This is a genomic window from Aestuariibaculum scopimerae (assembly GCF_059428085.1).
On record NZ_CM182089.1, the window covers coordinates 1,698,612 to 1,713,632 of the forward strand.

8 protein-coding genes are annotated in these 15,021 nt (G+C 35.8%); 7 read left to right on the forward strand and 1 reads right to left on the reverse strand.

The features are described 5' to 3' along the window. Positions 1–220: 220 nt before the first annotated feature. The 4 genes from AC5SR4_RS07405 to AC5SR4_RS07420 all read left to right on the forward strand — a co-directional run bounded on the left by AC5SR4_RS07405 (position 221) and on the right by AC5SR4_RS07420 (position 7,575). Positions 221–3,328: a SusC/RagA family TonB-linked outer membrane protein gene (locus AC5SR4_RS07405; RefSeq protein WP_495358900.1), complete on the forward strand. Its 3,108-nt coding sequence runs from the start codon at positions 221–223 to the stop codon at positions 3,326–3,328. 12 nt (positions 3,329–3,340) lie between these two features. Beyond that, entirely contained in the window at positions 3,341–4,912 is a 1,572-nt protein-coding gene (locus tag AC5SR4_RS07410) for a SusD/RagB family nutrient-binding outer membrane lipoprotein (protein ID WP_495358901.1), read from the forward strand. A 229-nt stretch (positions 4,913–5,141) separates the two neighbouring features. Continuing rightward, the gene (locus AC5SR4_RS07415; RefSeq protein ID WP_495358902.1) at positions 5,142–6,479 is read left to right on the forward strand and encodes a sugar MFS transporter; all 1,338 of its coding nucleotides are present in this window, start codon (positions 5,142–5,144) and stop codon (positions 6,477–6,479) included. Positions 6,480–6,681: 202 nt separating this feature from the next. Beyond that, entirely contained in the window at positions 6,682–7,575 is an 894-nt protein-coding gene (locus tag AC5SR4_RS07420; protein WP_495358903.1) for a sialidase family protein, read from the forward strand. Positions 7,576–7,602: 27 nt separating this feature from the next. Here AC5SR4_RS07420 and AC5SR4_RS07425 read toward each other — a convergent pair whose 3' ends face one another. Then, positions 7,603–8,199 (reverse strand): RNA polymerase sigma factor, encoded by a 597-nt coding sequence (locus AC5SR4_RS07425; RefSeq protein WP_495358904.1) that lies wholly within the window; start codon positions 8,197–8,199, stop codon positions 7,603–7,605. Between the two features lie 131 nt (positions 8,200–8,330). Between AC5SR4_RS07425 and AC5SR4_RS07430 the strand changes: the two genes are divergently transcribed. The 3 genes from AC5SR4_RS07430 to AC5SR4_RS07440 all read left to right on the forward strand — a co-directional run bounded on the left by AC5SR4_RS07430 (position 8,331) and on the right by AC5SR4_RS07440 (position 14,960). Continuing rightward, entirely contained in the window at positions 8,331–9,578 is a 1,248-nt protein-coding gene (locus AC5SR4_RS07430) for a FecR family protein (protein WP_495358905.1), read from the forward strand. Positions 9,579–10,158: 580 nt separating this feature from the next. Next, positions 10,159–13,419 carry a SusC/RagA family TonB-linked outer membrane protein gene (locus tag AC5SR4_RS07435; RefSeq protein ID WP_495358906.1) on the forward strand — a complete coding sequence of 1,087 codons (3,261 nt, stop codon included), beginning with the start codon at positions 10,159–10,161 and terminating at the stop codon, positions 13,417–13,419. A 101-nt stretch (positions 13,420–13,520) separates the two neighbouring features. Continuing rightward, complete coding sequence (locus AC5SR4_RS07440) at positions 13,521–14,960, forward strand: RagB/SusD family nutrient uptake outer membrane protein (RefSeq protein ID WP_495358907.1); 1,440 nt, start codon at positions 13,521–13,523, stop codon at positions 14,958–14,960. Positions 14,961–15,021 lie beyond the last annotated feature (61 nt).

A 15,021-nucleotide genomic window follows, 5' to 3' on the forward strand; every position in this document is an offset into this window, starting at 1 on the left:
TCTTTTTTTTTATGGTAAGGAAATACATAAGGTAACCCCTTATTTTATAAGTATTTATCTATATAGAGGTTTTTAAACTTATAGTATAATTATAAAAATTAAACCAACACCTTTTCAAATTTGTTATTGGTCGAAATAATATAAATAATAACATATTAGATTTATAGATTTAACATGTTATTAACTTAAAAGTGAATTTATTAACTCAAAAACTAATTTTATGATTCAAAATGTACTAAAACTACTGTTTGTGTTTTGTTTGTTTGTCTTTCAAAATGCTGAAGCACAAACTACTGTAACAGGGACAGTTACAGATGCTGCTAGCGGAGTTCCACTGCCTGGGGCAAGTATTGTTGTTAAAGGAACGACCAATGGGGTTTCATCAGATTTTGACGGGAACTATAGTATAACTGTTTCTGGAGATTCTGCAACTTTTGTGGTTTCTTATGTTGGATATGCAACAAAAGAAGTTGCTTATACAGGAAATACGACTTTAAACATAGCTTTATCTGAAGATGCTGAGCAATTAGGAGAAGTTGTTGTAACAGCATTAGGTATAAAAAGAGAGAAAAAATCTTTAACATATTCTGCGCAAACGGTATCTACCGATGCTTTTTCAGAAGCGAGGTCGTTAAACGTTGCCAACTCACTCTCAGGTAAGGTTGCAGGTTTAAATTTTTCAACTACCAGTAGTGGTGTTGGAAGTTCTTCTAGGATTACAATTAGAGGTAACCGATCATTAACAGGGAATAACCAACCACTGTATGTAATAGATGGTGTACCAATGGACAATACCGTATCTTCGCCTTCTGTAGATATTGGAGGTCGTACAAGTTTTGATGGTATTTCAAACATTAACCCAGAAGATATAGAATCTTTATCAGTATTGAAAGGGCCATCAGCCGCTGCTTTATACGGATCACGAGCTAGTAATGGTGTTATTGTAATTACTACAAAAAGAGGATCTGCTACCGATAAGGCACGTATTACAGTATCTTCTAATTTTATGGCTTCAAGCGCTTACAATTTATTGAACCTTCAAAACGAATATGGACAGGGATTTGATGGTGTATATGATGCTTTATCTAAAAGTAGTTGGGGACCTAGAATGGATGGACAATCTGTAGCGGCTTGGCAATTACCACATAATCCTGATTATGACGGACCAGCAACTTACGCATTTAATCCTCAACCAGATAATGGTATGGACTTTTTTCAATCAGGATACAACTGGTCTAGGGGGATATCAGCTTCTATGGGAAATGAAAAAATACAAGGTTACTTCTCTTATACCAATACTGAGGCTGAAGGCATTGTAGTAGGTAATGAATTAGACCGACATAATGTTAATTTGCGTTTAACAAGCGATTTAACCAGCAGGCTGCATTTAGATGTTAAAACGAATTTTATTTCACAAAAAATTGAAAATGCCATAGGCGCAGGTGAAGGACAAATTGGAGAAGCTGTATATACTATGCCAAGAAATATACCGTATAATCAATATAAAGATTTTGAATATATTGATGATGCAGGTCAAATAAGATACAACTACATAAATGCCAATACATTAAGTACGTTAGGCAACAACCCATTTTGGCTTGCAAAAAGGAACCTAAGAACCGACGAAAGAAATAGAATTATCACATTTGCGTCATTAACTTACGATTTTACAGATGAATTGAGCTTAATGGTAAGAACAGGTTTAGATAAAGCTACAAATAAAGCCAAGTCTTCTCGTTATGCAGCTGTTGCAATACTTAACCAAGACTTTGGAAGTTATTCCGAATCTATTAATGAGGTTACAGAATTAAACTCTGATTTCTTATTAACTTATAATAAAGACCTGGGCGATTTTAAATTAAACGTAAATGCTGGTGGTAATGCACTAGTTCAAGAACGTACAGGTATAAGCAGTGGCGGTACTTTAAGCAGAAGAAACTATTTTGCCTTAACGAACCTTCAAAGTACTACTGTTACACCAGATTACAGTCACAAAAAAATCAATTCCTTGTATGGATCTTTACAAGTTGGGTATAAAGACTATTTGTTTTTAGATGCTACAGCACGTAACGATTGGTCTTCATCGCTACCTGCATCAGATAGATCATTTTTTTACCCTTCTATTGGTTTAACAGGGATACTTACCGATATATTCGACATTAAATCTGATGTGCTTTCATTCTTAAAAGTAAGAGGTTCTTATGCGCAAGTAGGTAACGATACCGATCCTTATCTTTTAGCAAATCAACTTACGTATTATGGATTTAATGGTGGTGTTGTACAATCTTCTACATTACTTAACAATCCTAATCTTAAACCTGAAATTTCTAGTTCAACAGAATTTGGTTTAGATGCTCGCTTTTTAAACAATAAAATTGGTTTTAATTTTACTTGGTTTAAGACCAATACTACAGATCAAATATTTACAATTAATGTACCTGAATCTTCTGGATACTCTAGACAAGTAGTAAACGGTGGCGACATTGAAAACAAAGGTGTTGAGATTGTTATAGATGCCGATATTGTAAAAACCAATAATTTTTCTTGGAATACAACCATTAACTTTGCAACTTACAAAACTAAAGTATTAAGTATTTTAGAGGGCCGTGAGGAATTAAACCTTTCTACAGGAGCTGAAAGATTAGCACAGGCAATTGTTAAAAAGGGAGGTGACTATGGAGATCTATACATTAGAGGATTCCAAAGAACTGACGACGGAGAAATTATTGTTGATGCTGGTAGCGGATTGCCTCTATTTACTGGAGGGTTTGATGTGCTAGCAGGTAATTTCAACCCAGATTGGACAGCTGGTTTGTATAACCAGTTTAGATATAAAGATTTTACACTTAGCTTCCTTGTTGATTTTCGAATAGGAGGAGAAGTAGTCTCATATTCTCAAGCAAGAATGGCTGGGGCTGGTGTAAGTGATATTACTTTAAGTGGTAGAGATGGTTTTATTGTAGATGGTGTGGTTGATAATGGAGACGGTACATATTCTACAAATACAACATCAACTAATGCTCAAAATTATTGGACACAAGTTGCAAGTAGAGATCCAAGATCTGCTGAAGATTTTGTTTTTGATGCGACAAATATTAGATTACGAGAATTAATTTTAGGATATTCATTGCCAAGTAAATTCTTAGATAATACACCTTTCTCTGGTGTTGATCTTTCAATTGTTGGTAGAAACTTATTCTTTATTACAAATAAAGCTGAGCACTTTGATCCAGAACAAGGGGTAAGTGTTGGAAACCTTCAAGGTATAGAATCTTATAATATTCCATCCACTCGAGATTTTGGATTCAATGTGAAATTAAATTTTTAAAAAAAATAAGATATGAAAAATTATATAATCAAATTTTTTACAGTAATTTTCCTGTTCCAAATAACAGGATGTACTTCTGATTTTGATGAAGTTAACACAAATCCGAATTCGTTAACCTCAGATCAATTAGATGGAACTTTAGCTGGGCCAGCGTTTGCAAATGCCCTGTATAAAGGTACGGGTAATGCTTCATGGAGTCTTCCAGGTGATGACTATGGAACATACGGGCTTGCAACGGCATTACATTCTATGTTGTTTGCGCATTATATGACTCCAGGATGGGCTGCCGATACTGATGCCAATGGCATTAATGATGGATGGCGAAGTAGAGGTTGGCTAAGATTTTACACTATAGCAGTTCCTTCTTTATTAAATACATATAAAGCAACTGAGGGGAATGCTGAGGCAACAGCCATTCTAGACATTTGGAAAGTGTATATGTTCCATAGATTTACAGATCATTGGGGACCCGTTCCTTATTCAGAAGCTGGTATTGGTGGAGCATCTGTACCTTACGATTCTCAAGAATCGATGTATACCGATTTTTTTAACCTTTTAGAAGCTGCTAATGCCACTTTAAGTGCTACTTCAGAGTCTACTGTTGGTGTATTTGCAGACTATGATGAAATTTATGACGGTAACATTGAAAAATGGAGAAAATTTGGCAACTCTTTAAGATTGCGTTTAGCCTTAAGAATTTCTGACGTTGATGCTTCAAAAGCGCAAGCTCAAGCAGAAGCGGCTGTTTCTGCTGGTGTTATGCAATCAAATGACGACAATGCCTATTTTCATGTTACTCCAGACACCTATAACAACTTTGTAGATATTATGAAGTATTGGGGCTTTTACATGACTGCAGATATGGAGAGTATTCTTAAAGGATATAACGATCCTAGAATGTCGGTTTGGTTTGGACCTGTATCAGATGATACTTCACCGTATTATGAGGATTATGTAGGTCTACCTAATGGAGGAGGTCCTTTATTAGATAGAAATGGCAGTAATTTAAGTTTAACAAACCAAGAAACCACGTTTGCAGACAATAGCAATAAAGATATAGAGGTCATGGTAGCTTCAGAATCTAATTTTAACCGTGCAGAAGGCGCCTTAAAAGGGTGGAATATGTCTGGAGCAGCACAAACACTTTACGAAGACGGTGTAGCACTATCATTAGAGCAATGGGGAATAACAGATACGGCTGTTATTGATGCTTATATTGCTGGAACCACTACAGCTGTAGTGCCTACATTTGGAAGTCTGTATGCCGATTCTACACCACCTGTAGATGTGCCTGTATCGTGGGCAGCAACAGAAGCCGATCAATTAAAGCAAATAGCAGTTCAAAAGTATTTAGGACTTTTCCCAGAATCTTGGGAAGCTTGGTCTGATTTACGTAGAACAGATGCTGATATATTATATCCTTTAATTACTACATTAGACGCTTCTATAGGATATGGCGTGATGAAACGTGTAACATACTTACCTAATGAATATAGTACTAACGGCGATGCTGTTTCTGATGCTATTACGCTTCTAGGAGGTGCAGACAATGGTGCTACCAATGTTTGGTGGGATGTAAACTAAATAAAATCACAGTAAATATTTTTTTAAACTTTGTTAGTCAAATAAAAAGGAGGTTAGTTATTTAACCTCCTTTTTATTAGACAAAAAAAACACACGACTCTTATTTATAATTTTAGCTTAAACCTGTTTTTATTGAATTTACTGTAAAAGCATAAGGCGTTTTATTGCGGTAAATTTAATTTGTAAATGGTGTTAAAGTTTAAGAAAACTTATCAAATCAACAGATAACATGCATACAACTACACAATCTGTCACATTAACAAGAAAAAATACCTTAATACCAATTTTAATAATAGCAGGGCTATTTTTTATCTTTGGATTTGTTACCTGGATTAACGGGGCTCTCATTCCATTCATGAAAGCTATAAATGAATTAACCTCGGCACAATCACTTTTAGTGGCTTCAGCTTCTTATATCTCTTTTGTTGTTATGGCTTTACCATCTTCCTTTATTTTATCAAAGATAGGATACAAAAAGGGCATGTCTTTAGGGTTGTTTATAATGGCCTTGGGGGCCTTGGTTTTTATACCAGCGGCTGGGGCTAGAACATACTGGATGTTCTTAACTGGAATTTTTATTCAAGGTGCAGGTATGACATTGCTTCAAACAGCCTCAAATCCATATATAACAATTTTAGGGCCCATAGATAGTGCTGCAAAGCGTATAGCTATAATGGGGATAGCAAATAAAGTTGCTGGGGCATTAGGTTCTCTAATTTTTGGGGCTTTATTGTTATCTGGGATTGATGAGATTAATGAAACATTAACGAGCGTTTCTAATTCTGAAAAAGTACAATTATTAAACACTATGGCAGATAGTGTAGTGATGCCTTATGTTGTTATGGCTGTAGTACTATTTGTTTTGGGTGTTTTAATAAGAAAGGCACCTTTGCCAAATGTTGAGGCAAAACCTATAGAAGCCCCAAAAGAAGGTGAAACCACAAAAAAGAATATTTTTCAATTCCCCCATTTGTGGTTAGGGGTATTAACACTTTTTATGTATGTAGGGGTTGAGGTTATAGCAGGAGACACCATTATTGCTTATGGTATTTCTTTAGGGTTTTCTGCAGACGATGCTAAATTTTTTACAACCTTTACATTAATGGCTATGGTGGCAACATATGCGCTTGGAGTATTATTAATACCTAAATACATAAGCCAGGCTTTTGCTTTAAAAGTAAGTGCTATTTTAGGTATTGTATTTTCTTTTTGTATTGTATTTTCCACTGGATTTACGTCTATTCTATTTGTAGCGGCTCTGGGTATAGCAAATGCTTTGGTATGGCCTGCCGTATGGCCTTTAACCTTAAAAAACTTAGGCAAGTTTACTAAAACAGCTTCTGCCTTGCTAATCATGGCTATTTCGGGGGGTGCTATAATTCCACCATTATATGGTCAATTGGTTGATATAAACAAAGCAGATTATTTGGCACAGGGAATGAGTGAAACTTTGGCTTCTGCAACAGCATCAACCAAAGGGTACTGGATTCTATTACCCTGTTATCTCTTTATTTTTTACTATGCCGTTTCGGGTCATAAATTAGGACTTAATAAAAGTAAAATGTAATACGTTAAAAACTTAATAAAACATGCTAAGGTATTTAACCAAAATAATATTAAAGTTAAAATTCGTGCTATGGTTTTTGCCGTTTCTGTATCTTTCTTGTATGCACAATTCAAGAAAAACAGCAGTATATAATATAAAGCAAGAATATGTTTTTAATACTCCAATAACCAATAATTGCCATTCGGCAACGTTGGTTGAAATTATGCCAAATAAAGTAATGGCTGCATGGTTTGGCGGTTCTTATGAAGGCGCAAAAGACGTAGGGATCTATTCTTCTTTTTACAATGGTAAATCATGGTCTGTTCCTTATAACCTTGTTGCACCATTAGTTGTTAAAAAAGACACATTACCGTGCTGGAATCCAGTACTATTTAAAAGTAAAAGCAAAATATTATATCTTTTTTATAAAGTAGGTAAAAATCCTAGAGAATGGTTTGGGGCTATGATAACATCCAAAAACAATGGAGAGGATTGGAGTGCTCCAGTATATTTGCCCAAAGGAATCTTAGGGCCAATTAAAAACAAACCCATTGAAGTAAGCCCAGGCGTTATTTTATGTGGCAGTAGTACAGAAAGTAAGGCGAGCAACCAATGGAGGGTACACGTAGAACGCTATACAGAAACAAAAGATGAATGGGAAAAGATTACTGTTGAAAACAAAAAAGGATTTGATATTATTCAGCCAACTTTTTTAGTTCACCCTAACAATACGCTTCAAATGTTATGTAGAAGCAAGCATAATAAAATAATAACCAGTTGGTCTTATGATAATGGAGAGCATTGGAAAAATACAGATAGCATTAATGTTGTTAATTCTAACTCGGGTATTGATGCTCTTACACTTTCTGCTGAAGACTTTCTCTTAGTAAATAATCCTTTAAAACAGGGGGCACATTGGTTTAATGGGCGTAATGTACTAGATGTAGAATTTTCTAAAGACGGAATACATTGGGAAAAATTATTCAACCTAGAAAACCAAGAAAAAGGAGAGTTTAGTTATCCGGCTATTATTCAAACTTCAGATAAAAGAATTCATATTCTATATACCTTTAATAGGGAGTACATAAAGCATACATCTTTTAAATTGGGTGAGTAAGAACATTTAATTTCGGGCAAGAAAAACCTAAGCCTTTTTTCCCAGTACTTTTTTAAACAATAAAAACAAGGTAACCAAGGTTTCGTCCACATGGTTTCTAATATAGGTTAGGGCCTTGCCAATTTGGTTTTCAACCGTTTTAGGGGTAATGCCCAAATGTTCGGCAATGTCTTTGTAGCGCATGCCACTTTGTTTGCTCAGTAAAAAGATTTCCCTGCAACGTGGTGGCAGGGCCTCAATAGCCTCCTTAACCTGCGTTAGCTTTTTGGCGTATAGGGTTTCATCCACTTCCAGGGTGGCGGTAAGTTTTTCCAGTCTTATGGCCTCCAGCTCATTGTCCAATAACTTTTGCTTTCTATAAATATCCGTAAAGCGGTTATAGGCCAGTTTATATAAAAAAGCACTTAAAGAGCCATCCGGGCGCAGGGTATCGCGTTTGTCCCACAGGCGTAAAAAGGTTTCCTGTACCACATCTTCGGCCACATTGCGGTTGGGCGTAAAGTTTAGCACATATATGCACAGGCGGTTATAATACTGTAAATATACCGTTTTATAAGCCGCTTCATCACCCGCTTTAATAGCGGCCATTAAGTTTTTTTCATTAACTTTATTAGGGGTTGCCATGTACTAAAAATGTGTAAAGGGTTCATAAATAAAAAGTAAAGATATAATAATATAGATATTAAAAAAAAATGTCTTGGGGCGTGGGGGTTTTTAAAATCCTGCGTAATATATATGAACAAAGCATTAAAACAATGAATCGAAAGCCCACAGATTTAATTTCAAAGTTTCTAAAAAACGAGCTTTCCATACAAGAGGCCGCCGCGCTAAAAACATGGATGGAGCTACCGGCCAACCGTGCCTTTTTAGAACGCGAAATAGAACTATACCACTTAATAAACGACTACTGCCACAGCTTCGATGCCCAGGCCGCTTACAACAAGCAAGCCCCCCAATTACAAGCCCGTACCAAAGTAAAACGCCTGCGTTTAGGCAAACCCTGGCTACGCTATGCTGCCGCCGCTGCCATTTTACTAATAGCAGCAATTACCATCTTAATAAAAACAAATGTCATTCAGAGCGCCAGCGAAGAATCTCACCCAATAATAGTAAACAACCAAATAAAAACCGGCAGCGATAAAGCCACTTTAACTTTAGAAGACGGCTCTGTGATAACCTTAGAAAAAGGGCAAGCCTACCAAACCGCCAACGCCACCAGCAACGGCGAAGCCATAACCTACACAGATAACCGCAACAGTGAGCAACAAACGACTAACCGACAAACAACAAACACCTTAACAATTCCTAGAGGCGGCCAATACCAACTAGCTTTGGCCGATGGCACCCGCGTTTGGCTAAACAGTGAAACCCAAATAAAATACCCCGTAGCCTTTACAGACGGCCAACCCCGTGAAGTCCAACTCATTTACGGCGAAGCCTACTTCGACGTCTCCCCAAGCACCGAACATGGTGGCTCTAAATTTAGAGTTTTGTCACCCCAGCCGAATGGTCCTGCAAGCAATATGTCATTCAGAGCGTCAGCGAAGAATCTCAACCAAATAGTAGAAGTCCTAGGCACCCAATTCAACATCAAAGCCTACAAAGACGAAACCAACATCTACACAACCTTAGTAGAGGGATCTGTATCTGTCATTGCGAAGGAGGCCACGACTGAAGCAATCTCATCCATCAAAAAGCTAGTACCCGGTCAACAATCCATAGTTACAAACAACACCATACAAATAACCCAAGCCGACACCCACCGCGAAACCGCCTGGAAAGATGGCATATTTAGTTTTCGCGACAAGCCCCTTAAAGACATCATGACCGTATTAGCCAGATGGTACGATATAGAAGTCACCTTTAAAAGCAAACATATAGAAAGCATCCCCTTTAACGGCGTGCTAAACAAGAACCAACCCATCACCGATATCCTGGATGATATCTGTGCAGTAAATCGTATTAATTATGAGATACATGGGAAGACCATTGTACTTAAATAAGTGAAAAACGAAAAGTGAAAAACTAAAAATGAAAAGTGAAGAGTTTGAGTTTGTCATCCCGAACCGAGTTTACGAGGGAGGGATCTCACGAGAAGGTCACGCAAGAGTAAGCAACAACTCTACAACCAACAACATAACAACCAACAATAAACAAAAACACAAATTATGAAACAACAACATCCAACATAGCAAGTTCAGAGTTATGAGTTTAGAGTTCAGAGTTTGCCTTCCTCCAACGGTATTTCAAACCAAGCGTAATGGGCTCCCCTATTGGCTGGTTTGTCCAGCTAAGAGGGGATGCTTTCGCACCGCGAAAGCTCGGGGAGTTTAACAGCAAACCTGTCTGCCGACAGGCAGGCTCTAAACTTCTAAACCAGAGATTCCCGCTTACGCGGGAATAAGTGAGATTCCCGCCTCCGCGGGAATGAAAAAAGAGAGCGAAGCCACACACGACCAATGTACAAGCTTCAACCCTCTTCGAGTACTAATCAATACATATTAACTAATACATAACAAATTTATGGAATTTAATGTTACACCCATATGCTTTTGTAAAAGAAAGCGTATCTTAATAAACCTTATGAGAAGCTTTATATTCTTGTTCTGTACCGCAGTATTCAGCTTGTCTCCGGGAGACATCCTCTCGCAGAATACCCGTGTGGTGATAGAAACAGACCAAACCCTCACGGTAGACGATGTATTCAATCTCATAGAACAACAAACCGACTACAACTTCATTTACCGCGCCGATTTGTTTAGAACCGCCCCCAAACTCTCCCTTAAAAAAGGCAGCGTAAGCGCCGCTAAATTATTACGGGATATTTTAAACGATACCGACTACAACATCATCCTCTCAGAAAACAACCGTATTCTCATTCGGGAGGGGGGTAGCCAACAACAAATACAGGTCTCTGGTAAAGTAACAGATGAAAACGGCATGGGCATTCCCGGGGCTACGGTGCTTATTAAAGGGACTACCAAAGGTACGGCTGCTGATATGGACGGAAATTATGCTATTGTGGTGCCTAATGTGGAGAATGTGCTTGTTTTTTCTTCTGTTGGGTTTGGGACTGTAGAGGTTACTGTGGGATCTCAAAGTACTATTAATGTGACTTTGAAGGAGGCTATTAGTGAATTGGGAGAGGTTGTTTTGAATGCAGGTTACTACAAGACTACCGAAAGAACTAAGACAGGTAGTATTTATAAAGTTACAGCAAAAGAAATTGAAAGACAACCTGTAACAAGTCCATTAATGGCTTTACAAGGTAGAGTTCCTGGACTAGAAATAACACCAAATAGTGGAGTTCCAGGAAGTTCCATTAACATACAAATAAGAGGGCAAAATAGTATTAGAAATACAAGTGTGTATGAGAATGGCAACAATCCTCTATATATAATAGACGGTATTCCTATTGAACCAAGTCCATTGCAATCTGCCTCTTTGTCTAATGAAACAATTTCCAATGGTTATGACCCTTTAGGAGCACTCAACCCATCAAATATAGAAAGCATAGAAATACTTAAAGATAGTGATGCAACTGCGATATATGGGTCTCGAGGTGCCAATGGTGTTATTCTAATTACTACAAAGAGAGCTTCCAAAGGCAGCAAAACAAGTTTAACTTTTAGTACATACAGTGGGATTGGAAAATTAGTAAACAGGATGGATTTACTAAATACGGAAGAATATTTGATTATGCGTAATGAAGCATTTGCCAACGATGGAGCTACGCCAGGTTTAACAGATTATGATTTGAATGGAACATGGGATCAAAACCGTTACACTAATTGGCAAGATGTGTTACTAGGTGGAAATGCTGAAATTAGGGATATTCAAGCTAGTATTTCAGGAGGCAATAATCAAACATCATTTAGACTAGGGGGTGGTTATCACAATGAGGGAGTTATTTATCTAGGAGATTTTGGATACAATCGGATGACAGGTTTCTTTAGTTTAAATCATATTTCACCAAATGGAAAATTTAAAGCTACCTTATCTATTAATTATGGATCCACGAAGAACAAATTATATGAAGGACCGAATTTTGTTTCGCAAGCATTGAGTTTGGCTCCCAATGCTCCTTCATTATATAAAGATAACGGAGATTTAAACTGGGCAATTGTAGACTTTGGATTTTATGATATTCACAGTTTTGATAATCCATTTGCTAAGTTGAAAAATACAATTGATAATACACAAGAAAATTTCGTAGCCAATACCACACTTAACTATACAATTTTCAAGGGGTTTGAATTAAAAACAAATATTGGATATACCACCCTTAATGGTAATGAAAAAATAAAAAAACCAATAGCAGCTATTTCTCCTGCTTTTCTTTCAAGCAATACAACAGGAGAAAGTAATTTTGGCTACCACCATCGCAAATCATTTTTAATTGAACCACAGTTAATTTTTAATAAAAGAATTGATGGACATAAAATAGATGCGATATTAGGCGCAACTTATCAGGAAAGTAATGGTGAGTATCAATCCATTCAGGCTAGAGGTTATTTGTCAGACGTACTGCTTAACTCACTATCTGGAGCTTCTTCTACAAATATCACTGCAGACATTGATAATAAATATAAATATACTGCTGCATTTCTACGATTAGCATATAATTGGAAAGAAAGATATTTATTGAATCTAACAGGCAGGAGAGACGGATCATCTCGTTTTGGACCAGGCAAAAGATTTGGTAATTTTGGAGCAATTGGTGCGGCTTGGATATTCTCTAATGAAAACTTTGCAAATAATTGGGGAGAATTTTTGAGTTTTGGAAAAATTAGAGGTAGTTATGGGGTAACTGGAAATGACCAAGTTGGGGACTATAAATTTTATGATACTTACAGCATTTACACATACACATACGAAGATGCACCAACATTATTTCCCACAGCACTATTTAATTCAAATTTTTCATGGGAACAAACTAAAAAATTAGAGACTGCTTTAGAACTTGGTTTTTGGAAAAACAGAGTATCTTTAGAGTTAGCGTGGTATCGTAATAGATCATACAATCAGTTAGTAAATTATCAATTACCGGCTACAACAGGTTTTGATAGTGTTTTGAAAAATTTTGAAGCCGTTGTAGAAAACAGTGGATTGGAATTAACACTTTTAACTCAGTTTTTTGACACAAGTAATTTTAGCTGGAATACATCAATAAATATATCAACCAACGATAATAAATTAGTATCCTTTCCTGGATTAGAATTATCCACTTATTCTACCTTATATAAGGTTGGGGAACCTCTTTCTGTACAAAGACTATATTCCTATAAAGGAGTTAATTCAGATACTGGAGAACATGAAATTATAGACATTAATGAAGATGGTAATATTAATCCAAGTGATCGTAGCTTTAAGAATCCAAATAATGTGAAGTTTTCTGGAGGAGTTAATAATTCAATTAAGTACAAATCTTTTGAATTATCTTTTCTTTTCCAATTTGTTAAGCAAACAAAATTAGCATATACTTATTTTGCTCCCGGTTTTGCAAATTCTAATGTTCCTTCTTTAGTTTTAGACAGGTGGCAAAATCAAGGTGACATGACAAAAATTGGTAAATTTTCTCAATTTTTTTCTAGTACATATTCTAGGGTGAATCTAAGTGATTATAGTATTGATGACGCTTCTTTTATTAGGTTAAAAACATTATCCTTAACATGGGATTTGTCTAGACAATTAAGAGATAAAGGAGTAATACAAGGAGCTCAAATATTTTTGCAAGGACAAAATATTTTTACAGTAACAAGCTATCTTGGTTTTGATCCTCAAACAGGTACTAACTTACCACCTCTTAGAATAATTTCTGGAGGAATACAATTAAAATTTTGATATACTTTTTTAGCTAGGATTATTTGATAAATAATAAAATATATCAAACATCCTACTTTCAAAAGGTATATAATGTTAAAACACATAAAAATATAATGATTATGAAAAATATAAAAATAAGTATAGTTGAGGGTTTGATTAGAAAAAACTCTATTTATGTATATGCTTTTCTGTTTATAATTCTTAATTCTTGCGAAGATATAATAGAAGTCGATGTCCAAAAATCACAAGTTTTAAAAAGTGTTGTTTTTGATAATGATATAACTGCAACCTCAGCTGTTACAGGAATTTATAGCAATATGTACTCAGATGTAATTAGCTATGCTAGCGGCAGTAGTTCTAGTGTAACAGCTCTTTGCGCTCTTTCAGCTGATGAACTTCATTATTTTCCACAGTCAGAAGATTGGCAGTCATTTGAATTAAATAGACTTTTGCCAGAAAACACTAATGTTTTAGGCCTTTGGAAATCTATGTACCATACAATTTATGCTATTAATAGTGCTTTAGAAGGTATTGAAAGTTCTTCAAGATTAACCTCAGACATTAAGAGTCAACTTAAAGGAGAGTTATTGTTTACAAGAGCGTTTACTTATTTTTATTTGGTAAATCTGTATGGAGATGTCCCTTTGGTTACATCAACGAATTATGAGGTTAATTCTAAGGTAAAACGTTTGTCAGAATCTACAATATATAATCAAATTGAGCAAGATTTAACTTTATCACTGTCACTTCTAAATAATGATAATATATCAAATGAGAGAGTAAGACCTAATAAGAACGTTACAATCGCTTTATTATCTAGGCTTTATTTATATCAAACTGATTGGCAAAAGGCAATTGACTACTCAACTTTATTAATAGAAAACAATAATTATACATTAGAACCTGATTTAAATAACGTTTTTCTAAAAACAAGCAATGAGGCTATTTGGCAACTAAGACCTACAGGAAGCAGAAGAAATACTAATGAAGGTAACGTCTTTATTTTAACAGGAGCTCCTACTAGTTCATCTCGACCTTTTCAAATGACATCTAAACTTATGGAATCTTTTGAAGCAGCAGATGTTCGAAAAACGAAATGGGTAGGAAATATTAATTCTACTTACTATTATCCGTTTAAGTATAAAATTAGGTTAGGAGGAATAAACAGTAATCCTCCTGTTCCTCTCACAGAGTACAGCATGGTTTTTAGATTGGCAGAACAATATCTTATACGAGCTGAAGCACGTGCTCATTTGGGCGATTTATCAGAATCTATAGATGATGTTGATATGATTCGTACAAGATCTGGATTAGATAAAATTAAAGAAACTAATCCCTCGATCAGTAGTAATGACCTTTTGTTGTTAATTGAACATGAGAAGCAAGTAGAATTGTTTACAGAATGGGGACATAGATGGCTGGATTTAAAACGTAATGGCAGAGCAACTGAAATCTTGAATTATAAAACGGATTGGTCTACAGAAGATCAATTATATCCTATTCCACAAAGCGAGTTGGATAAAAACCCTTTTTTAGGAAATCAAAATGCAGGTTATTGATAAATATATTCTAAAAAAACAAAAACATGTACTCCAGAATTGTACTACTATTGTCGTTTCT